Genomic DNA, 26,057 nt, shown 5'->3' with positions numbered 1-26,057 from the left:
GCTTAATTGAATCTAAACCATAGAACTATTATCTGAACATTCTCTCGACGAGTGGTCACATAATAAAATCTACATGAGGTGTTAATTATGATTGCAGTAGAACTGTTTATCGTCCTGCTCTTTATCTTCTTAGGGGCCAGAATTGGCGGCATCGGTATCGGCTTTGCCGGTGGTGCTGGTGTTATTGCTCTTTCACTTATTCTTGGCGTACCAACAAGCCAATCTTTTATCCCAATTGATGTAATCCTGATCATCATGTCGGTTATCACCGCAATTGCTGCAATGCAGGTTGCTGGCGGTATGGACTGGTTGGTGCAAATTGCAGAAAACTTTTTGCGTAAGCACCCAGAACGCATCACCTTTTACGCGCCGATTGTGACCTTTTTAATGACGCTAATGGCGGGTACTGGCCACACAGCATTCTCAACTCTACCAGTTATTGCGGAAGTAGCGAAAGGCCAAGGTGTACGTCCTTCTCGTCCACTGTCTATTGCTGTTGTTGCGTCTCAAATTGCTATCACAGCTTCGCCAATCTCAGCTGCGGTTGTAGCTTTCGCAGCCATGCTTGCACCATTCGGTGTTGATTACCTAACCCTGCTGATGGTTTGTATACCAACAACCTTCATCGCTTGTATGGTTGGTGCTGTTGTTGCCAACTACATGGGTAGCGAACTTAAAGACGATCCTGTTTACCAAGAGCGTCTAGAGAAAGGTCTCATCAAACTAGCGTCAGATGAGAAGCGTGAGGTCCTTCCAACAGCGAAGAAAGCAACTTACATCTTCCTAGCAGCAATTGGTTTTGTTGTTTGTTACGCAGCGGCTATCTCAAGCTCTGTTGGCCTAATCGAGAACCCTGCACTAGGTCGTAACGAAGCGATCATGTCGGTAATGTTGGCAGCAGCAGCGGCAATCGTAATGTTCACTAAGATCGATGCTGCGAAAATTTCTTCAGCACCGACATTCCGCTCTGGTATGACTGCGTGTGTATGTGTACTTGGTGTGGCTTGGTTAGGTTCTACGTTTGTAAATGCACACGTTGCTGAAATCAAAGATGTTGCAGGTGCGCTACTGGCTGACTACCCATGGATGCTGGCTCTTGTTCTGTTCTTCGCTTCTATGCTGCTTTACTCTCAAGGCGCAACAACGGTTGCATTAATGCCTGCAGCACTAGCAATTGGCGTAGCACCACTAACAGCCGTTGCTTCTTTCGCAGCGGTAAGTGCGCTGTTCGTTCTTCCAACTTACCCTACGCTACTGGCTGCGGTTGAGATGGATGACACAGGTTCAACGCGTATCGGTAACCTAGTATTCAACCACCCGTTCTTCATTCCAGGTGTGGTAACAATCAGTACTGCGGTAGCACTAGGCTTCGCATTCGGTGGGCTGTTTATCTAAAAACCACTGATCATATGACTCTAAAAGGAAGCTTCGGCTTCCTTTTTTGTTTATGGCTTAATGTGATTTTTGATGCCCGTCAAATAACAATGACAAACTTTAAAACGCGTTCAAAAATAAAGTTTGAATAAAATTCCAAGACTGTACAACCCATTCTCTATCGATACCTATCAAATCAACCTTCCCCTATTTACCAACTAACCAAACCGAATATTAATCCAAGCTAATTAACCAAAAAACCTTACGATTTTTCTCACATTTTTTAGCCCTTTTACTAGCCACTATTTTTGTGAACAGCACCAAACTTAAATGATTAAGTAAGGAATAAAATAACCGCAGCTAAATTAAATACAACTTCATCTGGATTAGTAAATATCAAATAACTTTAATTTAAAGCCCGCAAATTTATATCGTTGGGTAATTTATAAGTGTCAGTGTATTTACAGTCTATAAATCATTAGTCGCTAATTCACATCACTTCTATTTAAGATGATGTAAGGAGATAGCCATGACAACTCAAACGATGCCAAGCGAGAAAAAAAAGGGCGGCTTCTTTGCCAACTTTAAATTCCCTTCTGCTTATACCATTCTATTTATTTTAATTGCATTCGTTGCTCTACTGACCTGGATTGTTCCAGCGGGCCAATATGACCGAGCAATGAATGAAGAATTAGGCCGAGAAGTACCAGTAACCGGAACCTATCAAGCGGTTGAAGGTAACCCTCAAGGCGTGATTGACGTGCTGCTAGCGCCGATTGATGGCTTCTACGACCACAATAGCTATGAAGCTGCTGCAATCGACGTTTCACTGTTCATTCTCATCATTGGTGGCTTCTTAGGACTCGTCACCAAGACTGGTGCAATTGATGCTGGTATCGAACGCGTCACCGCACGCCTCGAAGGGCGAGAAGAGTTGATGATACCAATACTAATGGCACTGTTTGCCGCTGGCGGCACTGTCTATGGCATGGCGGAAGAGTCACTTCCATTCTATACGCTTCTTGTGCCTGTCATGATGGCGGCTCGCTTTGACCCTCTAGTGGCAGCAGCAACTGTACTTCTAGGCGCAGGCATAGGAGTGCTAGGTTCCACCATTAACCCATTCGCAACGGTTATCGCAGCTAACGCCTCTGGCATCCCATTTACTGACGGTATCGTGCTGCGTGTGGCAATGCTGATTATTGGTTGGGGCATCTGTGTCGCTTACGTCATGCGTTACGCAAGAATGGTGCAAGCAGACCCAAGCAAGTCGATTGTGTATGACAAGTACGAAGAAAACAAAGCGCACTTCCTTGGTAACTCAAGCGGAGAAAAACTGGAATTCACTGCAACTCGTAAACTAATTCTGACTATTTTTGGTGGCTCATTCGCAGTAATGATTTACGGTGTATCCGTTGCAGGATGGTGGATGGCAGAGATCTCTGCAATGTTCCTAGCAGCGACCATCATTGTCGGTATTGTGGCTCGCATGAGCGAAGAAGAGTTTACCTCAAGCTTCATTGACGGCGCACGTGACCTGCTCGGTGTAGCGCTGATCATAGGTATTGCACGTGGTATTGTGGTGGTGATGGACCGCGGTATGATCACTGATACGATTCTATTCTCTGCAGAGCAGATGGTCACCGGGCTCTCATCCGTTATCTTTATTAACGTGATGTTCTTCCTAGAGATTCTATTGTCATTCTTAGTGCCATCAACATCTGGCCTAGCGGTACTGACCATGCCTATCATGGCGCCATTGGCTGACTTTGCTGGTGTTGGTAGAGACCTTGTGATCACCGCTTACCAATCGGCTTCAGGCTTAGTAAACCTTATTACCCCAACCTCTGCGGTGGTAATGGGTGGCTTGGCGATAGCTCGTGTGCCTTACGTACGCTGGGTGAAATGGGTCATGCCATTGATCGGTATCTTAACGGTGTTCTGCATCGTTGTACTGAGTATTGGTGCGCTTATCTAGCATCCCTTAAGCAAACACATTTCCATTCAAAGCCGCTTCGATAGCGGCTTTTTTTAGCTCTATTGTTAGCTCAGCTAGTTTACCGTTAATGCAGCCCATAGCGAACTCAGCAGCTCCCGAGAAGCCCCATCTCAACACTCCTACTCATCTGCAAACATCACAGACAAAGTTAACAATACCACTCATTATTTACCAAGGTGATATATGGCTAAATATTTAGTCATTTATTAGTGTTAATTATATTTACAGGTTTGTTAAAAGTAACAGCAAAAGATAAATAAACGACTAAACCTTATTAAAAAAACCCTCATAAGTCCTATTTTAAAATGTGACCCAAATAACTTTATACGAATTTAATTTGTTAACAGATAATTAATTCCACATTCAAAATTAAATATCTAAATAAAAACACTGCATACTTCCACCTTAAGCTCACTTTTATCAGTTAAAGTACATTGCATATAAACCCTCGCTATTTAGATTTTACTAATCTGGATTAGAAAAACATGAATAATGTTCCCCCTGGATTAACTATTTAGAAGCAATCGATGATAGGTCAAAGTGCATAAAATTTGTTAAAACCCTTGTTTTTAAAGGGCTGAGAGATAAAAAATGATTTGTGATAGATCTCTAAGAATACCTGAGCAGCAGGCGTAATATTAATTCCAGACAAGAGACATGAATAAATAATTCATTCTTCTCACCTGAAAATAAATAATTACTCTTAGCAATAAAAGTAATTCAAATATATAAGAGAGAGACGATCATGAGTAAGTTCTATGTAGGTTCTGAAATAGGTCAATTGCGTCGTGTTTTAGTTCATCGCCCAAGACGCGCACTGACTCACTTAACACCATCCAACTGTCACGATTTGCTGTTTGATGACGTACTGGCTGTTGAGCGTGCAGGTAAAGAGCATGACGTATTCACTCAAACGCTACGTGATCAGGGTGTTGAGGTTCTTCTTCTTACTGACCTACTAGCAGATACGCTAGCCGTGCCGGAAGCGAAAGATTGGCTACTGAACTGCCAAGTGTCTGATTACCGTTTGGGTAAAACTTTTGCTAACGACGTACGCTGCTACTTAGGTGACTTACCAAACCTAGAGCTTGCAAAAATCTTAACCGGCGGTCTGTCTTACGCTGAAATGCCGATGAAATCTTCTTCAATGATGCAAGGCATGTTCACACCAACCGACTTCATTATTGAGCCGTTACCAAACCACCTATTTACTCGCGACACCTCTTGCTGGGTTTATGGTGGTGTATCGATCAACCCAATGGCGAAACCAGCACGTCAACGCGAAACCAACCACGTGCGTGCAATTTACCGTTGGCACCCAACCTTCGCAGGCCAAGACTTCATTAAATACTTCGGCGATGAAGAGAACATCAACTACGACAACTCAACGATTGAAGGTGGTGACGTTCTGGTTATTGGCCGCGGCACAGTGCTTATCGGTATGTCAGAACGTACCACGCCACAAGGTGTTGAACACTTGGCTTCTAACCTATTCAAACACGGCCAAGCGAAGCAAGTTATCGCTATGCAGCTGCCAAAACACCGCTCTTGCATGCACCTAGATACGGTAATGACACACATGAACGAAGATACGTTCTCTGTTTACCCTGAAGTGGTGAGTAAAGATGTGAAGTGCTGGAACCTGACCGGTGATGAGTCTGGTGCTGTGAAAGTGAAAGAAGAAGGCTACTTCGTTACCGCTATCGAAAAAGCATTGGGCGTAGACAAGCTAAACCTCATCACTACTGGTGGTGACAACTTCCATGCAGAACGTGAGCAGTGGAATGATGCGAACAACGTTCTTACGGTGAAACCTGGTGTCGTTGTTGGCTACGAAGGTAACACCTACACCAACGAGAAATACGACAAAGCTGGCATCACAGTACTGCCAATTCCTGGAGACGAGCTTGGTCGTGGCCGCGGTGGCGCACGCTGCATGAGCTGCCCTATCGAGCGTGATGGTATCTAATCACTAAGACGAAACGGCCAAGTTGACGAATTCAAATAACCTCAACTTGGCCACAATGAGAGAACACAATTATGACTAAACAAACTGTTGTTGTTGCACTCGGTGGTAACGCCCTACTTCGTCGCGGTGAGCCGTTAGAAGCTGACGTTCAGCGCCGCAATATTGAAACGGCGGTGAAAACCATCTCTGAAATCGCCAAAGAGTACAACGTGGTATTAGTGCACGGTAATGGGCCACAAGTTGGCTTACTTGCTCTGCAAGGTTTGGAGTACAAAAAAGTAAATCCATACCCACTTGATGTATTGGGCAGCGAAACGCAAGGCATGATCGGCTACATGCTGATGCAAGAGTTCAAAAACTATCTGCCGAACCGCAACATCTCATGCATGTTGACCCAAATGACGGTTGATCCAAATGACCCTGCATTTGCCGATCCAACCAAGCCAATCGGCCCAATCTACGAAGAAGCAGAAGCGCGTGAATTGGCAGAGAAGTTCCACTGGATCGTAAAACCAGACGGCCAACACTTCCGTCGTGTTGTGCCAAGCCCAAGACCAACCGGCATCGTTGAACATGAAGCGATCACCCAGCTTATCGAGGCGGGTCATCTAGTGATCTGTACTGGCGGTGGCGGCATTCCAGTGAAAAAAGAGCATGGCAAATTGGTTGGTGTCGAAGCGGTTATCGACAAAGACATGTCAGCTGCTTTCTTAGCAAAACAATTGAATGCCGATGCACTACTGATTCTGACTGACGCAGACGCGGTTTACCTAGATTGGGGCAAGCCGACTCAACACGCACTGCGTAGCACTACACCGGGTGAACTAGCGAAGTTTGAATTTGATGCTGGCTCGATGGGACCAAAAATTGAAGCGTCATGCGAATTCATCCAACAAGGCGGCAAAGTCGTCGGTATTGGTGCGCTCGAAGATGGTTTGCAAATTCTGCAAGGCCAAGCGGGTACCAACATCACCAAAGATTAATCCACTCGTGAGCTTTTCAAACCTTGCGAGAAAACTGAGTCACCGTTTGAACTGAAATTAATACACAAAAATTGAATCGCGCTTTCTTGAATTTTCTTTCCCTGTAACAGGAAAGCGCCTAAATCTAAGAAGGAATACATCATGGCTTTTAACCTACGCAATCGTAACTTCCTAAAACTACTAGATTTCACTCCACGCGAAATTCAACACTTGTTAGATCTTTCAATGGAGCTTAAAAAAGCGAAGTACAACGGTTACGAACAGCCAAAACTGACTGGCAAAAACATCGCACTTATCTTTGAGAAAACCTCAACTCGTACTCGCTGTGCATTCGAAGTAGCAGCATTCGACCAAGGTGCTCGCGTCTCTTACTTAGGCCCATCGGGTTCTCAAATTGGCCACAAAGAATCGATGAAAGATACCGCTCGCGTTCTTGGTCGTATGTACGATGGCATTGAATACCGCGGCTTCGGTCAAGAGATTGTTGAAGAGTTAGGCGCTTACGCTGGTGTACCTGTTTGGAATGGTCTGACTGACGAGTTCCACCCAACTCAAATCTTGGCAGACTTCCTGACCATGACCGAATACGGCCGTGGCAAACAGCTGCATGAAATCAAGTTTGCTTATCTAGGCGATGCTCGCAACAACATGGGTAACTCTCTAATGGTTGGCGCAGCGAAAATGGGCATGGACATTCGCCTTGTTGCTCCTAAGCAATTCTGGCCAGAAGAAGGACTATTGGCTCAATGCCGTGAAATCGCAGAGCACACTGGCGGCAAAATCACCCTAACTGAAGATGTTCAAGAAGGCGTGCAAGGTTGTGACTTCCTATACACCGACGTTTGGGTATCGATGGGTGAAGCGAAAGAAGCATGGGCTGAGCGTATCAACCTAATGATGCCTTACCAAGTGAACATGGAAATGCTAAAAGCAACCGGTAACCCACATGTGAAATTCATGCACTGTCTACCAGCTTTCCATGGCGAAGACACCACGGTAGGCAAACAGCTTGCGGCTGAATACCCACAGCTAAAAGACGGTGTGGAAGTGACTGATGAAGTGGTCGAATCTGAATACTCTATCGTGTTCGATGAAGCTGAAAACCGCATGCACACCATCAAAGCAGTGATGGTTGCAACACTAGGTAGCTAATAAGCCAAACAGTTAAAAAACTTAGAAGCAAAGCACTCTCTTATTTACCAACCAGTCGATAATTTGAGTGCAATAACAGGGAAATGCGGGTGGCGTGCATGGGAATTTTCTCTTGGATAAAACCCGCATTTTTTTTCATTCGTTTGAAAAGATTATTGCCTAAAAAAGTCGAAGTTTTTCTGCTTCAACAAAGGCTTAAAAAGAAGTAAAAGCATGGACTAATTTGGCATAAATATCCATAAAATGAATACTTTACATAAACTATTGCGCGCTGTTTTTATCTGAGTATAATCCTCCGCAATTTGTCTAAAGAGAGCAAAAAATGAACCGCAGTTTTGTCGCACATGATTGTCAAACTACACGCCAGAGAGTGGTGTTGGTGTCATTTTTATTTTGTTCTATTGATCGTTTCGAAGCCTCCTATTTTTAGGGGGCTTTTTTTTTGTCCGCAATTTGACTGTATGCATAGAAGGAAGACCCGTTATGGCGCATTCGTTATTTAACAAGCACATCATCTCCATTCCTGAGCTCTCTCGTGATGAACTGGAGCTTATCGTCGATACCGCAGCAAGGCTCAAGGCTGAACCAAATCCAGAGTTGCTGAGAAATAAAGTCATTGCGAGCTGTTTCTTTGAGCCTTCAACTCGAACTCGCCTCTCATTCGAAACCGCAGTTCAACGCCTTGGTGGCACAGTCATCGGTTTTGATAATGGCGGTAACACATCACTGGCTAAGAAAGGTGAAACACTTGCCGATTCAGTGCAGGTGATTTCATCTTACGTTGATGCCTTTGTGATGCGTCACCCACAAGAAGGGGCTGCACGCTTGGCGTCTGAGTTCTCTAACGGTGTGCCAGTAGTGAATGGCGGTGATGGCGCGAACCAACACCCAACTCAAACCCTACTAGACCTATTCTCGATTTACGAAACACAAGGCACACTCGACAACCTCAATGTGGCGTTCGTCGGCGACCTTAAATATGGCCGCACCGTGCACTCACTGACGCAAGCACTATCAAAATTCAATAACGTACGTTTCTTCTTTATCGCACCTGAAGTATTAGCGATGCCAGATTACATCTGTGAAGAACTGGAAGAGATGGGCATTCAATACAGCACCCACAGCAGCATTGAAGAAGTAGTACCGGAATTGGATGTGCTGTACATGACTCGCGTACAGAAAGAACGCTTTGATGCGTCGGAATACGCACACATGAAATCGGCTTACATCCTCACCGCCGACACATTGAAAGACGCCCGTCAAAACATGAAAGTGCTTCACCCACTGCCACGCGTTGACGAGATCACCACCGACGTTGATAAAACACCACACGCTTACTACTTCGAGCAAGCTGAAAACGGTGTATACGCTCGCGAAGCCCTATTAGCCCTAGTCCTAAACGACACTTTATAAGCAGGAGACACAGTCATGGTTAAACAAACTCAGCTACAAGTAGAAGCGATCCGTAACGGCAGCGTCATTGACCACATCCCTGCTCACCTTGGCATCAAAATCCTTAAACTGTTCAAGATGCACAAAACAGAACAGCGCATCACCATGGGATTAAATCTGCCATCTTCTGCGTTGGGACACAAAGACCTGATCAAGATTGAGAACATTTTTCTAACCAAAGAGCAGGCGAACCAATTGGCTCTGTATGCACCACAAGCGACGGTCAATCAAATTGAAGAGTACAAGGTCGTAAACAAACTCACGCTTGTACTGCCAGAGCAAATCAACAGCGTATTCTCATGCCCAAATAGCAACTGTATTTCACACGGTGAACCCGTTGAAAGTAGCTTTAAAGTGCAGCTAAAACAGGAAAATGTGCAGCTAAAATGCCATTACTGTGAAAAAGTATTCTCTCGCGAGATCATGAGTGAAATTCGCTAACCCTTATCTTCATTAGTGCCTAGGTCAAAACCTTCCCAAGCACATGGATATTTATTCCCAATGCGGAATAAATATCCACTCACCTCAAGAATAAAGCACCAAAATACAAGCAAATAACCAGAATTTTGTTTGGTGATCGCCTTCAAAAAGATAACTATCCTTTAGTGGTAGACTGGATGCATAGATGATCGTACATCTCGCATACCCACCCTTCTTTACTTCAGGATTCGTCGGTAAGCCCTAATTAACAAATCGTACTCTACGGCTTTGGGAGTGCGCACGACGCTATGGACAAGCGGTATCACTGTTGACCTTAAGGAGTTGTTCATGAACCCGATCACTGAGCACGGTTGCTTGTATTCAGCTGAAGATAAAACACTGACTGCAGCGTGCAAACGCTTACTACAACAACAAAGCTTCTCAACCCAAAACCAGCTACGCGAAAAGCTGGTCGAGATCGGCTATACCGGTATTAGCCAATCGACGGTATCTCGTATTTTGTCACAGCTCGGCGTAGTCAAAATCCAGAATGCCTGTGGTAAAAAAGTCTACTGTATTACGGTTGAAAGCGCGCCTGTACGTGTCGATGCCTCCATCTCTTCGCAAATCGAATTAATCACTCATAACCAAGCAATGGTGATAGTTAAAACCCACCCAGGTTGTGCGCAGTTAGTTGCAAGATTAGTCGATATCGACCCACATACTGAGATTATCGGTACTGTTGGCGGCAACGACACTGTGTTAATTATTCCAAAAGACACAACCAATATCGATGCTTGTGAGCAAGTGGTAAAAGCACGCTTAGGTGTCGCTTAAATGGATTACTGGCAAGGGCTCCCTATGCCTGCTGCAAGGCTGACCCTCTCCCGATTACCTAAGAAAGTGGATTTCCCGCCCTAAGGGATATTTGCTAGCCAATGAAACTAATAGCAAACTATTACGGTCTGATTGAGTTAAGATACCCATAACTCCATTAAATGACTAAATAGTATGCGACGACTTGCCACATTACTTTTTGTTTGTATTTCCCTGTTCACTCAGCCTGCGTGGGCGCTTTTTGGAAATGACAACGCCGAGCCAAGCTTCGGAGGCAATAACAACGGTTTTGTTCCTGTAGACCAAGCTTTCCCTTTCAATTACTACCAGCAAGATGGCAAGGTGCTTCTCGACTGGCAGGTGAAAGAAGGCTACTACCTCTATCAACATAGCCTCTCTTTTAGCGGCCAAAATCTCGCTATCGGTAATGTTGAGTTAGAAGATGGTAAACCACACCAAGATGAATTCTTTGGTGAAGTGAGTGTTTATACTCAACCGCTATTCGTACAAGTTCCCCTGCAAAGTTACCAAGACGGCTCACAGCTGATCGTTAAGTACCAAGGCTGTGCCGAGGCAGGGTTCTGCTACCCTCCAGAAACTCGTGTCATCGACATTGCACCGTTTGAAGCAACAGGTTCAAGCGACACTACAGCTAAAACTACCAGTAACCAAGCGAACACCTCACCACAAGTTGCCTCTCCAAAAGCAGAGGTGGCAAATAACACAGCACCACAATCAAGCGCACCCGTTTCAAAAGAAGCGAGCCTAGCCGATAAACTCAGTGACAGTTGGTGGACCCCATTACTGTTCTTGGCTCTCGGTGTTGGCTTAGCCTTCACACCGTGTGTTCTGCCTATGTATCCAATCCTAACGGGCATCGTGTTAGGTGGTGGCAAGCTCAGCCAAGGTCGTGCGCTGATGTTGTCTTTCATCTACGTGCAAGGTATGGCGCTCACCTACACACTACTAGGTTTGGTGGTTGCGTCTGCGGGTATGCAATTCCAAGCTGCGATGCAACACCCTTACGTGTTGATTGCGTTGAGCGTTCTATTCGTGGTGTTGGCGATGTCGATGTTTGGCGTTTATAACCTGCAACTGCCAAGCAGCATCCAAACTTGGCTCAACAACCAAAGCAACAAGCAGCAAGGCGGTAATACCTTGGGCGTGTTCGCGATGGGCGCGATCTCTGGTTTGGTATGTTCACCTTGTACCACCGCGCCACTATCAGGTGCGCTGCTGTATGTCGCTCAAAGCGGCGACCTATTTACCGGTGCAATTGCTCTGTACGCGTTAGCTATGGGCATGGGCATTCCGCTAATCTTAGTGGCGGTATTCGGCAATAAGCTACTACCGAAAGCAGGCAGCTGGATGGACAAGGTGAAGGTCGTATTCGGCTTTATCTTGTTGGCAGCACCAATCTTCCTACTAGAGCGCATCATCCCAGAACTATGGGCTACCGTGCTTTGGTCTGGCCTTGGCTTCATCGCCTTCGGTTGGCTTTACCATAGCAAGAATGCACTGCCATTCGGTGGCTGGAAGCAAAGTGCAGTAGGTATTATCGCGATGCTTGGTCTGTTTGCTTCTGCACAACCTGCACTAAATTACTGGTTTGCAGAAAAGAGCGTTGTAGTGGAACAGCAGATCCAGTTTGCACGCATTAACACTGTTGAAGAGCTTGAAATCCAGCTCATCGAAGCGAAGAAACTAGGCAAGCCAGTGATGCTCGATTTCTACGCCGATTGGTGTGTGGCGTGTAAAGAGTTTGAGAAGTACACCTTCCATCAAGCAGACGTCGAGAACAAGCTGTCTGACTTCGTGTTACTTCAAGCAGACGTGACTCGAAACATGCCTCAAGACATTGAATTGCTGAAGCAGTTGCAGGTACTTGGCTTACCAACCATTGAGTTCTGGGATAGCGAGGGTAACCATGTTCCAAATGCTCGAGTGACTGGTTTTATGCCTGCCGATGTATTCTTAAAACACATGCAAGACCACCAGCTATAACGGCAACATTGGTCTGAATGTAACACCAGACAAAGCCGCACCGCCCTTCACAACGAGATGGCAGTGCGGCTTTTTTCTTATAGCAAGAAACGCTTTCTTAGAAAGGGGATAAAAGTCGATATGGTTCAGACTTTTAATGCATAGATATTGTCCACATACTCAATCAGGATGATAATAAATATTAACTAAATTGTTAAAAGTATGGACGTCATGGACTCGACCTACACCATCATCATTGCTGATGACCACCCTCTCTTCCGCAACGCCCTATTTCAGTCGGTTCATATGGCGATCAGCGGTGCGAACCTACTTGAGGCCGACTCTCTCGACGCGTTACTGACTCTGCTTAAAAAAGAAGATGAACCCGACCTACTACTTCTCGATCTAAAAATGCCGGGAGCCAATGGAATGTCTGGTCTGATTCAGCTTCGTGCAGAATACCCAGACCTACCGATTGTCGTGATCTCGGCAAGTGAAGACGCTAGCGTGGTCACTCAAGTGAAAAGCCATGGTGCGTTTGGTTTTATTCCAAAGTCGAGTGACATGCGTGAATTGGTGAGTGCACTGAATCAAGTGCTGAATGGCGACCCATTCTTCCCTGAAGGGCTGATCACTAACAATGCGGCTTGTAGCGACCTTGCGGAAAAAATTGCCACACTGACGCCACAACAATACAAGGTGCTAGGGATGCTTTCCGACGGCCTGCTGAACAAACAAATCGCCTATGAATTGAATGTTTCGGAAGCGACTATCAAGGCGCACATGACAGCCATCTTCCGAAAACTGGACGTAAAAAACCGAACTCAAGCGGTTATCTTACTGCAAGAAGTCCATAATTAAGCGCCGCTGATATCCTTTTCTAAAGTCGTCTTAGGCAAACACAAACCAAGCTTGACGACTTTATGATCTTCGATCTCTGCAACCACCCAATTGATGTCATGCCACTCGAAGCTATCACCCAATACTGGATGAGGGCCAAGTTCGCGTTCAGCCAGCTCTTTGAGTGTCATCTCACGTTCTTCTTCAGAACCAAGCTCAATGCCATAGCAATCACTCACCGCAGCAATCGACAAACCAACCTCAAGGAAGAAATCACCAAAGAATCGTGCAGCCTCTTCAGCCTCAGGCGCTTCACTAAACAGCTCACTTAAACTGTCTAGGTCTTTGTCTTGACCAAGCACACAAAGAATATCGTTCGCTTCTAACACTGTGCTACCCGATGGGTGAAGCAAAGCGTCTTGTCGAAACAGTGCGGTAATACGTGTGCCTTCCGGCATCGACAAGCGCTTAAGCGGCTCACCAACACACCACTTCTCTTCTTTCAGCTTGTAGACAAACATCTCCCATTCGCTGGTCGGGTAGATCTCGATACCGGTACGTGAAATAGGTGTCGGTGTTGGTGGCAAGGTGACTTGAGCCAGCCTCGCGACCTTCATCAAGCTACCACCTTGAACAATCAGCGACACCATAACCACGAAGAACGCGATATTGAAATACAATTGAGCATTAGGCAGGCCCGCCATCATCGGGAACACCGCTAAGATGATCGGTACCGCGCCACGTAAACCTACCCAAGAGACAAACCAACGCTCCTTGGTGGTAAAACGTCGAAATGGCAGCAAACCTAACCAAACCGACAGCGGACGAGCAAACAGGATCATACCGAAAGCTAGCGCCAAAGCAGGCAGTGCAATTTCCATCAATGTCGATGGTGTTACCAAGAGGCCGAGAACCAAGAACATCACAATCTGGCTTAGCCAGGTCATGCCATCAAGAACATTGAGAATCGAGTGTCGAGCGCGCGTTGGACGGTTACCAATGAACAAACCCACAAGGTAAATCGACAAGATGCCACTGCCGCCAAGCATATTAGAGAAAGCAAACAGAGCCACACCGCCGCTCAGTACCAGAATCGAGTAAAGACCATCAGCCAACTGTATTCGGTTGATTAAACTCCACAGAAACCAACCGCCACCGAGGCCGATAAGGGTACCTACACCAAATTGCATCGCGAAGCTTTTAAGCAGGAAGTTCATTCCCATCTCGGCATCTGGGGTGCCAAGTAGCGCGATTAAGGTCACCGTTAGGAAGACCGCCATTGGGTCGTTGGTACCAGACTCTATCTCTAAGGTTGAGCCAACACGCTCGTTGAGGCTCTGGCCTTTAAGCAGAGAAAATACCGCAGCGGCATCGGTCGAGCCCACAATCGCGCCCACTAGAATGCCTTGCATCAGTGACAGGTCGAATAGCCAAGCCGCCATTAACCCGGTGAGAGTAGCTGTACAAGCCACACCTATGGTAGCTAGCGACAGCGAAGGCCAAAACGCGACCTTAAAACTCGCCACCTTAGTGCGCATACCACCATCAAGCAGTATCACGGCAAGCGCGAGGTTACTCACCAAGTAAGTTAATGAATAGTCGTCAAAATTGATGCCGCCGGGGCCATCTTCGCCCGCCAACATACCAACAAACAAAAAGATCAAAAGAATCGGAACGCCCAATCGTGAGGACACTTGTGAGAAAAGCACACTGATGGCGATAAGCACGGCACCAGTTAAAAATAAGTGATTAATAGTTATTGCGTCCAATTCGTTCCCCCAAAGAATAAAACTCGTGATTAAAGCATGTCGAATTTCTGCTATTAAGCAAGAAAAGGGCTCTAAAAGCAGCGTAATTACTATAACAAACTTATATTTCCCTTCGTGTCATATGCAGGACTAAATAATGATTCTCTGTCATTTAGTTGTTAAATTTTATTACTCACTCATTAATTCATCCCTTTTTGTTAGACCTTTGGCTAATTTAACAACCTTGTAACACTACATTTTTATATGGTTTTGTCTCCCGACTCCCATATTTCAGTGGATTAGGGCTAATACCGTCCCGACTAAAGTTGCACAGATCCCTTGACTTATCCTTGCTACATTTCAAATCGTAACATTACGTTAACACAACGACATTCTACGGAAACGGAATAAAGGAGAAGGCAATGGCGTTCGAATCTACGGAACATGCTCAAGCCTACTGGAAGGAAAACTTGGGAATTATGGGAACACTGCTCGCGATCTGGTTCGCAGTGTCTTACGGCGCAGGCATCTTATTTGTTGATGCCCTCAACACTGTTCAGTTTGGCGGGTTCAAGCTCGGCTTTTGGTTCGCTCAACAAGGTTCGATATACACCTTCGTGGCGCTGATATTCATTTACGTTGTCCGCATGAATGCGCTCGACAAAAAATACAACGTACAGGAAGACTAGAGGCTAGAACATGGATATTCAAACTTGGACGTTTATTCTCGTCGGTATCACTTTCGCACTGTATATCGGCATCGCAATCTGGGCTCGTGCAGGGTCTACCAGTGAATTCTACGTTGCGGGCGGTGGTGTACACCCAGTAGCAAACGGTATGGCGACAGCCGCCGACTGGATGTCGGCTGCGTCATTCATCTCAATGGCAGGTATCATCTCATTCGTTGGTTACGACGGTGCGGTTTACCTAATGGGTTGGACAGGTGGTTATGTACTACTTGCGCTATGTTTAGCACCTTACCTACGTAAGTTCGGTCAGTTTACGGTTCCTGATTTTATCGGCGAACGTTACTACTCGAAAACAGCACGTATGGTAGCGGTATTCTGTGCAATCTTCGTATCATTCACATACGTTGCGGGCCAGATGCGTGGTGTGGGCGTAGTATTCTCTCGTTTCCTAGAGGTCGACATTAACCTAGGTATCATCATTGGTATGGGTATTGTGTTCTTCTACGCAGTACTTGGTGGCATGAAAGGCATCACTTATACGCAGGTAGCTCAATTCTGTGTCCTCATTTTCGCCTTCCTTGTTCCAGCAATCTTCACGTCAATCATGATGACAGGTAACCCACTTCCACAAGTTGGTATGGGTTCAACGATTTCAGGCACAGACGTTTACCTACTCGATAAACTGGATGGACTAACTGAAGAACTCGGATTTACCGCCTATACCGAAGGTAACAAGAGCATGGTGGATGTATTCTTCATCTGTGCGGCTCTAATGGTGGGTACTGCAGGTCTTCCACACGTAATCATCCGTTTCTTCACTGTACCTAAAGTACGTGATGCGCGTATCTCAGCAGGTTGGGCACTACTGTTCATCTCATTGCTATACACAACAGCACCAGGCGTTGCAGCCTTCGCTCGTGTAAACATGATTGAAACGATTAACGGCCCAGACATGCAAGGTGTCGCAGCAGCAGACGCACCTAGCTGGTACGAAAACTGGGAAAGCACTGGCCTAGTAGGTTGGGAAGATAAGAACGGCGATGGCAAAATGTTCTACTCGGGTGATGAGCGCAACGAGATGAAGATCAACCGTGACATCATCGTACTGGCTTCTCCAGAGCTAGCGAAACTACCAAACTGGGTTGTAGCACTACTGGCAGCCGGTGGCCTAGCAGCCGCACTATCAACAGCCGCAGGTCTACTATTGGTTATCTCAACATCGATTTCACATGACTTGTTGAAGAAAGGCTTCAGACCAAACATGACCGACAAGCAGGAGCTGCTAGCCGCTCGTTTTGCAGCAATGGTCGCGATTATCGGTGCAGGTTACTTGGGTATTAACCCACCAGGCTTCGTAGCTCAGGTAGTAGCGTTTGCCTTCGGATTAGCCGCAGCATCCTTCTTCCCAGCAATTATCCTAGGTATCTTCTACAAGAAGATGAACAAGGAAGGTGCGATTGCAGGTATGTTGACAGGTATTGCCTTCACAGCAAGCTACATCATCTACTTCAAGTTCGTTAACCCAGCAGCAAGCACACCTGAAAACTGGTGGTTTGGTATCAGCCCAGAAGGCATCGGTACGCTAGGTATGTGTCTAAACTTCGTAGTATCAATTGCGGTAAACAAAGTGACTGCTGAAGTACCACAAGACGTACAAGAGATGGTTGAAAACATCCGCTACCCTAAGGGTGCAGGTGAAGCTCACGACCACTAAGCATGACCACGAAACAAAGGTGTTTAGCAAAAAATGAATCAGTACTTACATTGTAGGGATTAGGTACTGAACCTCAGAAAGCCGATACGTTATGTATCGGCTTTTTTCTTTTGCCTACCGTTTTATAAAAACAGAAACAAAGGGTTGTTTTTAAAATCTCGTTTGATAATAATTATCATTAGCATCCAAATAAAGAGATGAAGATGATGATGAAAGAGCAGCAGGTTCTCTATTCGAGGTTCTACAAAGCGCAGGATCGCTTTACCTCCTCAGAGCAAGTTCACGGTCACGAGCCGTTTGTCATTCGAGACTACATCGAGTGTGCACAAACGCTTGCCGCATACTATGAAAAACACGCCGCCCAAGAAAATATCTTGCTATGCGAGCTGTACCTGCGCCAAGTTTTCTTCCATCTGATTGAAGCGATTGAGTCTCCTGAGCGCAGTTTTACCTTTCGTCATATCTGCCTAGACTCAATTCACTCACCACTATTTTATCTAAAACGCCACTACTGCCAGCAACCACATGGCCAAGCGCGTTTTTTGAATCTCAGCCAGACACTACAACAAGTCCAAGCCCCACTTGGCTAACAAGGATAGAAGATGACCCTACAATTTCGAATTGAAAAAGACAGCATGGGGGAAGTAAAAGTCCCTGCTGATGCACTCTACCAAGCACAAACTCAACGTGCCGCAGATAACTTCGCGTTTAGCCCCCACAAAATGCCCACCAGCTTTATCAAAGCACTGGCGTTAATCAAACAAGCTGCTGCTGACACCAATGCTCAGCTAGGCTTATTGGAAGGCGATATTGCCAATGCGATCGCTGATGCGAGTCAAGAGATCATCGATGGTAAACATCTCGATCAATTCCCGATCGATGTTTATCAAACAGGATCTGGTACTAGCTCCAACATGAACGCCAACGAAGTGATTGCGACACTCGCTTCAAGAAGTTTGCAAGGCGACGTGAACCCGAACGATCACGTCAATATGGGCCAAAGCAGTAACGATGTGGTGCCAACCGCGATCCAAGTCAGTGTCGCACTCACTGCGGAAAACAAGCTGCTACCAGCACTAAGTCACCTATCTGAAATCCTGACAGTTAAACAGCAAGAGCTTGCTGAGGTCGTGAAAACCGGCCGTACTCACCTAATGGATGCAATGCCGATTACCTTTGCGCAAGAGTTGGGTGGCTGGAAATTCCAGATCGAACACGCTAAACAAGCGATTGAAAGCACCCTGCCCGCTATTAAAGCACTTGCTCAAGGTGGAACGGCGGTAGGTACAGGCATCAATGCTGACCCTCGCTTTGCCGATAAGTTTGCAAGTAACCTGTCGCAGTCGACAAAGATCAGCTTTAACTCGAGTGAAAACTTCTTTTTTAACCTCAGCAGTCAAGACGCGATCGTTGCCTTTTCGGGTCAGCTCAAAACTGCAGCAGTTGCGATCATGAAGATCGCAAACGATCTTCGCTGGATGAACTCAGGCCCATTAGCAGGCTTAGGAGAAATTGAGTTGCAGGCGCTACAGCCAGGCTCATCTATCATGCCGGGCAAAGTGAACCCTGTGATTCCAGAAGCTGCAGCGATGGCGGCAGCGCAGGTGATTGGTAACGACACCACCATTACGGTAGCGGGCCAGTCTGGCAACTTCCAACTGAATGTGATGCTGCCAGTGATTGCTCATAACGTATTAGAAAGTATCGAACTTTTAGCTAACAGTTCTGTCGCGCTAGCAGATAAAGCCATCGCAACTTTCACTGTACGCCAAGACAATCTTGATTTAGCACTTTCAAAGAATCCAATTCTAGTGACGGCGCTTAATCCTGTGATTGGTTACCTAAAGGCTGCAGATATTGCTAAGAAAGCCTACAAAGAGGGTTTGCCAATCCTTGATGTTGCAGAAAGAGAAACCGATCTAAGCCGAGAAGAACTCAGCAAGTTGCTTGACCCAACCGCGCTCACTCAAGGTGGTATCGCAGGTTAAAGCCAGTAACTCATAACAAATCTACTGGATCAAAAAAGGCCTCATCTGAGGCCTTTTTAGGATCTAATAGTTAATAGAAAATTGTTAATTAAATTAACTCACGCGATTCAATACCGCTCTGAGTTTGAGCGGCTTCACAGGCTTGGCAATAAAGCTAAAACTATTGGCTTTTATCGCTGCCAACATCTCATCGGTTCTGTCAGCACTGATGATGACTCCCTCAAAAGAGTCACCAAGGCGTAAACGACACTGCTGCAACACCTCAAGTCCTGTTCGCCCGTTATCGAGACGGTAATCAGAGAAGATCACATCGGGTTTCCAGTCACCATCGAGGCACTTCAAACTCTCGACCAAATCAACCGCCGTCTTAACCTCACAGCCCCAGCGACCTATCAGATTCTCCATACCAACCAAAATCTCTCGTTCATTATCAACACACAAGATTTTAAGGTGCTCGATGTCACTGCTCGCGACTGGCGCAGCAGCTTGCACAACCGGAGCCACTTGTTCCGCTCTTGCTAACGTAATAGAAAAGACACTGCCTCGTCCCGGCCATGAACGCATCGATATTTGATGGCCAAGCACATGAGCAATACCTTTCGAAATTGCGAGACCCAGCCCTAACCCTTGATCGGAACGCACTTGGCTACCACGAGTGAACTCTTCGAAGATCTCTTGTTGCTTGTCTTCATCAATACCGGTTCCGTTGTCCCACACATCGATTCGCACCTGCCCGTTGACTCGTCTTGCTCCGAGCACCACTTTACCCTCTGGGTTATAGCGGAAGGCGTTAGTCAAAAAGTTCTGAATCACTCGTCTCAGCAATTTAGGGTCAGAGTGAATAAACAAAGATGATGGGATCATCTTGAAATCAATTTTTTGCTGCTTCGCTAAGGCACTAAATTCCGCATTGAGGTTAGCAAGCACATCGTGCACAGCAATGGCGTGAACATTGGTTTCCAGTTTGCCCGACTCTAATCGTGAGATATCCAGCAAGTCGCCAATCAAGTCCTCGGCCGCACCCAATGCACTTTCAATATGAGACGAAAGCTGCTTCACCTCTTGCTCTTTTGCTACCTCAGAAAGTGACGAAGCAAACAAGCGTGCAGCATTCAGTGGCTGCATCAAATCGTGGCTCACCGCCGCTAAAAAACGACTCTTAGATTGAGATTCTTGATCAGATATCTGCGTTGCTTTAACCAAACGATGGTTCAGCTTTTCGAGCTCTTGAGTTCGTTCGTGTACTCTTGATTCCAAGCTTTCATTCGCGTCTTTTAACGCCTGCTCTGCTTGTCTAAATACCGTAATATCGGTAAAGCTCATCACAAAGCCGCCGCTTGGCATTGGGTTACCTTGCACCTCAATCACTCGACCATCAGGACGAATACGAGAAGAGGTATGTCGCGTACCCTGTGCCAAATGATAAACACGGCGACGCACGTGATCTTCAGGGTCTCCTGGACCACACAAACCTTGCTGAGCATTATGACGAATCACATCGGAGATCGGCCTGCCCACTTGTATCAAGCCAGCAGGGAATTCAAACAGTTCTAAGTAACGCTGATTCCATGCCACCAACCTCATCTGTTTGTCCACCACAGCAATTCCTTGACCAATGTGCTCAATCGCCCCTTGCAGTAAGCCACGGCTAAAATCGTACAACTCCGAGGCTTCATCAACGATGGTCGCCACTTCTTCAAGCTGCATATTTCTGCCCTGCAAAGCAGAAGTAAGTACTAACTTCGCAGATGAAGCACCAAACACCCCCGCCAACACGCGCTCAGCATGTCGAATCAAGCTTGCTGGCGCTTGCTGATTAGGAAGCAGTGGCTGACCTTGTTGTTGCCAGTAGCTTTGAATAGCGCTTTTCGCTCGCTTGCGACCGACAAAACGCGACGCCAACATCTCTAGTTCCGCAACGGTCACACGGTTTTGATAGAGGCTAATATTTTCATTTTCAGGTAGTGGCGTACCAACGAATGCCGCCGATTGTAAGCGCTCACTTAGGCTTGGTCTGGTAGAGATTGAGACCACAGCAAAACAAAGAGTATTAAGCACAATACTCAGCACGATCCCCCAATTTGAACTGCTGATATTCCAACTACTGAGCAGCTCAGGCGGTGTGATGATCCACAACAATAGGTTACTTTCACTGTCTCCAGCCAACATACTGGTTTGACTCATCAAGGTAATGAGCCAAATCACCGAGCCAACCATTAAACCGACATAAACCCCCTTGCGATTGCCAGGGCGCCAGTAAAGGCCGCCGATTAGAGCCGGTGCAAATTGAGCAATCGCAGCAAACGAAAGAAAGCCGATAGCGGATAAAGAATGTATGGTATCGAGCGCTTGATAGAACAACCAAGCACCAAGTAGAAGCAGTAAAATAAGCCCGCGACGAATCACCAACAGTAACCCAGAAAAATGGCGATGAGTCCTTTGAGTGAGTCGCATACGGCGCAGCAATAGCGGCATCACTAAATCGTTCGACACCATGATCGCCAACGCGATGGTCGATACGATCACCATGCCACTTGCCGCTGACGTACCGCCAAGGAACGCAAGCAAGGCAATGTGATTGGCGCCTTCAGCCATCGGCAGGCTAATCACATACGTATCTGCAGGCATGCTTGGAAGCAGCCCTTGCCCCGCCCATGCAATCGGCAGAACAAACAGCCCCATCAAAATCAGATAAAGCGGAAATAACCAGCGAGCGGTATGCAGATCTTGAGGGCGTTCATTCTCAACAACCATGGTATGAAACTGGCGCGGTAAGCAGACAATCGCCAACATGGTCAAAACAGTATGGATAATTAAGGTCGGAATATTCGGCGATTCATAAGTGTTTGCCGCCACATCTAGCAGGTCGATTTTGTCACTGCTCATCGCCAGATACATGATAAATAGGCCAACGATCAAAAATGCCGCCAGCTTAACGATCGACTCAAACGCCACCGCCATCATCATGCCACGGTGATGTTCCGTGTTGTCGATGTGTCTTGTACCAAACAGCATGGTAAAAATGGCCAGCGCACCAACCACAAACCAAGAAACATGGTAATCCTGATAACCAAAATCTTGCGCCAAACTCGGGGCGACAATATCCAGTCCCATGGTGATACCACGCAGTTGTAACGCGATATAAGGAAGAATACCGATCACAGCGATAACCGTCACCGCTACCGCTAGACCTTGAGATTTACCATAACGAGCCGCGATAAAGTCGGCAATTGAGGTAATGTGTTCCCTCTTCGCTATCAGAATCAGTCGCGCTAAGATCCGCCACCCAAGAGTGAAGACCAGAATCGGTGCAAGATAGATGGGTAAGAAAGACCAAGGGTTATTACTCGCCTGGCCCACCGTTCCATAGAAGGTCCACGAGGTACAATACACTGCAATAGAAAGGCTATAGATCCACGGTCGCCAACGCGATAGCCAACGAACCTGCCTGTCTCCATACCAAGCGATCAGAAATAACACGCCCAAGTAGGCTAAAGAGACTGGAATTACTACCCATCCTTGCATTGAAAACCCTTTCTTAATCCATAAAAAAACCTCTCCATAAGGGAGAGGTTTCATTTAACTAAGGATGAGTCATTAACTCAATCGCATCGCTTAAATTCTGTGCTTTAGACTCTAATAATCACGATTGGTTATCAGCTATGAACTTCTGATTCAGGTTGATTAACTTCAACCACTGAGCTTCTTTCATCAAGCTTGATAAACAGGGCAATTGCACCCATCGCAGCCATTCCCCAGAAGATATTCGCACCCCACAGTTCATAGCCCCAACCACTTAAGGTCGTCATTAACGCGATAAAGGCGCCAAGTGGTATCGCATTGTACAGAGCTTGCAGTGCCACCATTTTGTTCGACTCTTGAGACTGAATGTACTGAATCGCAGCGATATGTGCCATGGCAAATGTCACCCCGTGCAGCAACTGAGCCACTATCAATACTGGAATCGCAGTCGTTGATGCCGTGATACCCCAACGAGCCATGACTCCGATACCAGCAATCACAAACAGATTGCGTAATGATAATCCAGCAAACAGTCGCTTGCTCAGAGCAAATACTGCCACTTCAGCAACCACAGCCAAGCTCCACAGATAACCGATGATCGCCTCAGAGTGCCCCGCCTCTTTCCAGTAAATCGCACTAAAGCTGTAATACGCGGCGTGGCTTCCTTGAAGCAGTGCCATCAATGCAAGAAACTTCACTACCGATGATTCACGTAACAGTTGACCAAGCTTAGGTCTTTCAGCAACTTGCTCAGACTCTGTCACCGGCATCACGTTTGGGTTTCTCATCGCGAGCAACAGAGAAACCAACACACCTGCCAGTGCAGTACACAAAATCATATCCGTGCCAAATTCAGCCACCAGATAACCAACCACGGTAGAGCCCGCAATAAATGCCACTGATCCCCACAAACGTGTGCGTCCGTAATCGAGCATTTTGAGACGGCTGTAATGGTTCGCCATTGCATCAGAAAGCGGAATAATCGGTCCATAGCAGAGGTTGAACATCACCGTTGCTAGCAACATCAATAAAAAGCTACCACCAGTAAAGAAATGGAAACCAACGAATAATAGCGCGACAAAACTGAGGCAACGTAATGCTGGCATTAAATGCTCAACTTTATAGATACGTGGTGTTATCACAAAGTTAGCCACACAACGCGTAGCCAAACCCACACCAATCAATACGCCAATGTCCCCCGCAGAAACGCCTTGGTCTTCAAACCACAGCGCCCAAAATGGCAGATAAACGCCATAGGCAAAAAAGAAACCAAGAAAATACTGGGATATCCAGCCATAAGGGGAAGGATTAAACATAGGCGACCTATAAAAATGTGCGGAACAAGGAAGCGCCAATTATGCCTAGGTCACAAAAGATGAAAAAGGGAATTATTGCGGAGATAGTATTCCCATATTCAATGAGTTCAGATATCGCATTTCAACAAGATATCTAAGCTCTCCAAGTCGCCACTCTCTCACTTAGACTAAAGTCGTCTGGAGCTTCGCTAGTAATTTGTCAGACTGAAAAGAGACTCCCATTTCTTTGCCATTGCTTATGCCTGATAAATTTAATATGCAGCACCCGCCTTTCGATAGCTTGTCTGAAACTGAACAGTTAACGCTACGCTCGGCTTTGGACGTGGTTTACTACCGAGCACACGAAGTGATATTGGAAGCAGGCCGCCCGAGTCGACACCTGCATATTCTGATTAAAGGTGCTGTTGAAGAGCGTTCCAGCAGCGATGGAGAGATCTATGCGCACTATGCCAATGACGATATTTTCGACGTGCGCAGCCAGTTCGAGCCTCATACCAAACATCAATATATCGCGCTGGAAGACACACTAAGTTACCTATTACCAAGCGACGTTTTTCTTGAGCTATACCACGCCAACGGCCAATTCGCCGCTTACTTTGATAGCAACCTATCAACCCGAAAAGCATTGATTGAAGCCGCTCAGCAACAGCAGAATCTTGCCGAGTTCGTACTGACCAAAGTCGATGATTCGATTTATCATCCACCACTGATACTTGAACCCGACCAACCTATCAATCAAGTGACTCAAACCCTTAAAGAACAAGGCTTAGACTCGGCCTTGGTTCATTTGGAACATGATGTTCCAAAAGCTTTTGGATCATCATGTTCTTTTCCGTATGGAATCGTCACGCGGACCAATTTATTGCACGCGGTGATGCTCGATGATCGCCCACTCGATACACCTGTCGGCGAGATAGCAACCTTCCCTGTTTTACATGTTACTCAAGGTGACTTCTTGTTTAACGCCATGATTACCATGACAAGAAATCGTGTAAAAAGGCTGATGGTTTGTGATGGTCTCAATGCGGTCGGCATGGTAGATATGACGCAAATACTCAGTGCATTTTCCACTCACTCGCATGTTCTTACTTTGCGTATTGCTCGAGCCACCAGCATTGAAGAGTTGGCAATGGCTTCCAACAAGCAACGTCAATTGGTCGAAAGTCTGCTCAATAACGGTATTCGTACACGTTTCATCATGGAGCTGATTTCTGCCGTCAATGAACAGATTATTGAAAAGGCATTTGAACTGGTGATTCCCCCTGCGCTACACAATCATTGCTGCCTCATCGTGCTGGGTTCAGAGGGGCGCGGAGAACAGATACTCAAAACCGATCAAGACAATGCGCTGATCATTCAAGACGGATTAGAGTGGCATCAATGCCAAAATGCGATGAATGATCTCACTCATACGTTGCAACAATTAGGTTATCCACTGTGTCCTGGCAACGTAATGGTCAACAACCCGAAGTGGGTTCACTCTGAACAAGAGTGGAAACAGACTCTGACGAGTTGGGTAAAAAAGGCAACGCCAGATACGGTGATGGATATTGCCATTATGGCCGATGCACATGCTGTTGCGGGCAATAGAGACCTGTTACTCCCTGTTAAGCAGCACTTGAGTGATTTAATGCTCGGACAAGAACTAGTTCTGACCGAATTCTGCCGCCCTGCATTGAACTTCTCAGTGCCCCTCACTCTGTTTGGCAACGTGAAACAATCCAAGTCGGGGCTAGACATCAAACAAGGCGGTATTTTCCCAATCGTCCACGGTGTAAGAGCACTGAGCCTTGAACACGGCGTGACGGCAAATAATACCTTCGAACGCATTGAACAACTGGTGAACAAGAAAGTGTTGGAGCAAAGCACCGCAGACAACCTCAGTGAAGCTCTCAAACAGTTCTTCAAGTGGCGCTTAGCACAACGCCTGTCACAACAGCACAGCAGTAACAAAATCGACGTCAAACTGATGGAGAGAGCGGATAGAGATCTGCTTCGTCATAGCCTACACGTGGTCAAGAAGTTCAAACAATGGCTTGGATACCACTATCAGATAAGAGACTAGGCGCTT

At 46.3% G+C, this 26,057-nt stretch carries 19 protein-coding genes; 15 read left to right on the top strand and 4 right to left on the bottom strand.

Translation table 11 applies throughout. From position 1 onward, the window contains the following. The first annotated feature begins 87 nt into the window (after positions 1-87). Positions 88-1,395: an anaerobic C4-dicarboxylate transporter gene (locus BTO10_RS21775; RefSeq protein ID WP_105025812.1), complete on the top strand. Its 1,308-nt coding sequence runs from the start codon at positions 88-90 to the stop codon at positions 1,393-1,395. Positions 1,396-1,903: 508 nt separating this feature from the next. Beyond that, positions 1,904-3,352, top strand: coding sequence for a YfcC family protein (locus tag BTO10_RS21770; RefSeq protein ID WP_008219590.1), 1,449 nt, complete (start codon positions 1,904-1,906; stop codon positions 3,350-3,352). 6 nt (positions 3,353-3,358) lie between these two features. Here BTO10_RS21770 and BTO10_RS23835 read toward each other — a convergent pair whose 3' ends face one another. Further along, on the bottom strand, positions 3,359-3,490 hold the full coding sequence (locus tag BTO10_RS23835) for a hypothetical protein (RefSeq protein ID WP_258100659.1): 132 nt from the start codon (positions 3,488-3,490) through the stop codon (positions 3,359-3,361). Positions 3,491-4,118: 628 nt separating this feature from the next. On the opposite strand from BTO10_RS23835, the gene arcA reads away from it, so the two are divergent. The 8 genes from arcA (at position 4,119) to BTO10_RS21730 (ending at position 13,030) form a co-directional block, all read left to right on the top strand. Continuing rightward, positions 4,119-5,342, top strand: a complete 1,224-nt coding sequence (gene arcA, locus BTO10_RS21765; protein ID WP_105025811.1) for an arginine deiminase — start codon at positions 4,119-4,121, stop codon at positions 5,340-5,342. 71 nt (positions 5,343-5,413) lie between these two features. Beyond that, positions 5,414-6,325 (top strand): carbamate kinase, encoded by a 912-nt coding sequence (gene arcC / locus BTO10_RS21760; protein ID WP_008219582.1) that lies wholly within the window; start codon positions 5,414-5,416, stop codon positions 6,323-6,325. Between the two features lie 141 nt (positions 6,326-6,466). After that, positions 6,467-7,477, top strand: a complete 1,011-nt coding sequence (locus BTO10_RS21755; RefSeq protein WP_004737112.1) for an ornithine carbamoyltransferase — start codon at positions 6,467-6,469, stop codon at positions 7,475-7,477. 483 nt (positions 7,478-7,960) lie between these two features. Further along, entirely contained in the window at positions 7,961-8,890 is a 930-nt protein-coding gene (gene pyrB / locus BTO10_RS21750; RefSeq protein ID WP_105025810.1) for an aspartate carbamoyltransferase, read from the top strand. A 15-nt stretch (positions 8,891-8,905) separates the two neighbouring features. Continuing rightward, positions 8,906-9,370 (top strand): aspartate carbamoyltransferase regulatory subunit, encoded by a 465-nt coding sequence (gene pyrI / locus BTO10_RS21745; RefSeq protein ID WP_004737110.1) that lies wholly within the window; start codon positions 8,906-8,908, stop codon positions 9,368-9,370. A 327-nt stretch (positions 9,371-9,697) separates the two neighbouring features. Then, on the top strand, positions 9,698-10,186 hold the full coding sequence (locus tag BTO10_RS21740) for an arginine repressor (RefSeq protein ID WP_004737108.1): 489 nt from the start codon (positions 9,698-9,700) through the stop codon (positions 10,184-10,186). Between the two features lie 174 nt (positions 10,187-10,360). Continuing rightward, a complete protein-coding gene (locus tag BTO10_RS21735) occupies positions 10,361-12,190 on the top strand; it encodes a protein-disulfide reductase DsbD (RefSeq protein WP_105025809.1) in 1,830 nt (609 codons plus the stop codon). Positions 12,191-12,400: 210 nt separating this feature from the next. Then, positions 12,401-13,030: a response regulator transcription factor gene (locus tag BTO10_RS21730; RefSeq protein ID WP_076655813.1), complete on the top strand. Its 630-nt coding sequence runs from the start codon at positions 12,401-12,403 to the stop codon at positions 13,028-13,030. On the opposite strand, the gene BTO10_RS21725 is transcribed toward BTO10_RS21730, so the two are convergent. Beyond that, the gene (locus BTO10_RS21725) at positions 13,027-14,778 is read right to left on the bottom strand and encodes a potassium/proton antiporter (protein WP_105025808.1); all 1,752 of its coding nucleotides are present in this window, start codon (positions 14,776-14,778) and stop codon (positions 13,027-13,029) included. The genes BTO10_RS21730 and BTO10_RS21725 overlap by 4 nt on opposite strands. Before the next feature lie 401 nt (positions 14,779-15,179). Here BTO10_RS21725 and BTO10_RS21720 point away from each other — a divergent pair, with 401 nt between their 5' ends. The 4 genes from BTO10_RS21720 to BTO10_RS21705 all read left to right on the top strand — a co-directional run bounded on the left by BTO10_RS21720 (position 15,180) and on the right by BTO10_RS21705 (position 19,148). After that, complete coding sequence (locus BTO10_RS21720) at positions 15,180-15,446, top strand: DUF4212 domain-containing protein (RefSeq protein WP_008219570.1); 267 nt, start codon at positions 15,180-15,182, stop codon at positions 15,444-15,446. 10 nt (positions 15,447-15,456) lie between these two features. Next, positions 15,457-17,160, top strand: a complete 1,704-nt coding sequence (locus tag BTO10_RS21715; protein WP_105025807.1) for a sodium:solute symporter family protein — start codon at positions 15,457-15,459, stop codon at positions 17,158-17,160. Positions 17,161-17,363: 203 nt separating this feature from the next. After that, positions 17,364-17,750, top strand: a complete 387-nt coding sequence (locus BTO10_RS21710; RefSeq protein ID WP_004737102.1) for a hypothetical protein — start codon at positions 17,364-17,366, stop codon at positions 17,748-17,750. Positions 17,751-17,762: 12 nt separating this feature from the next. After that, positions 17,763-19,148, top strand: coding sequence for a class II fumarate hydratase (locus BTO10_RS21705; protein ID WP_105025806.1), 1,386 nt, complete (start codon positions 17,763-17,765; stop codon positions 19,146-19,148). A gap of 93 nt (positions 19,149-19,241) precedes the next feature. On the opposite strand, the gene BTO10_RS21700 is transcribed toward BTO10_RS21705, so the two are convergent. Both BTO10_RS21700 and BTO10_RS21695 read right to left on the bottom strand, forming a co-directional pair. Beyond that, complete coding sequence (locus BTO10_RS21700) at positions 19,242-22,673, bottom strand: hybrid sensor histidine kinase/response regulator (RefSeq protein WP_105025805.1); 3,432 nt, start codon at positions 22,671-22,673, stop codon at positions 19,242-19,244. Positions 22,674-22,804: 131 nt separating this feature from the next. Beyond that, positions 22,805-23,986 (bottom strand): 3-phenylpropionate MFS transporter, encoded by a 1,182-nt coding sequence (locus BTO10_RS21695; RefSeq protein ID WP_105025804.1) that lies wholly within the window; start codon positions 23,984-23,986, stop codon positions 22,805-22,807. A gap of 232 nt (positions 23,987-24,218) precedes the next feature. On the opposite strand from BTO10_RS21695, the gene BTO10_RS21690 reads away from it, so the two are divergent. Continuing rightward, positions 24,219-26,051 (top strand): DUF294 nucleotidyltransferase-like domain-containing protein, encoded by a 1,833-nt coding sequence (locus BTO10_RS21690; RefSeq protein ID WP_181144015.1) that lies wholly within the window; start codon positions 24,219-24,221, stop codon positions 26,049-26,051. Positions 26,052-26,057 lie beyond the last annotated feature (6 nt).

Origin of the sequence: Vibrio chagasii, assembly GCF_002954585.1 — a bacterium.
GTDB lineage: Bacteria > Pseudomonadota > Gammaproteobacteria > Enterobacterales > Vibrionaceae > Vibrio > Vibrio chagasii_A.
The sequence above is the reverse complement of the archived record's forward strand: the minus strand, read 5'-3'. Positions and strand labels throughout refer to the sequence as shown.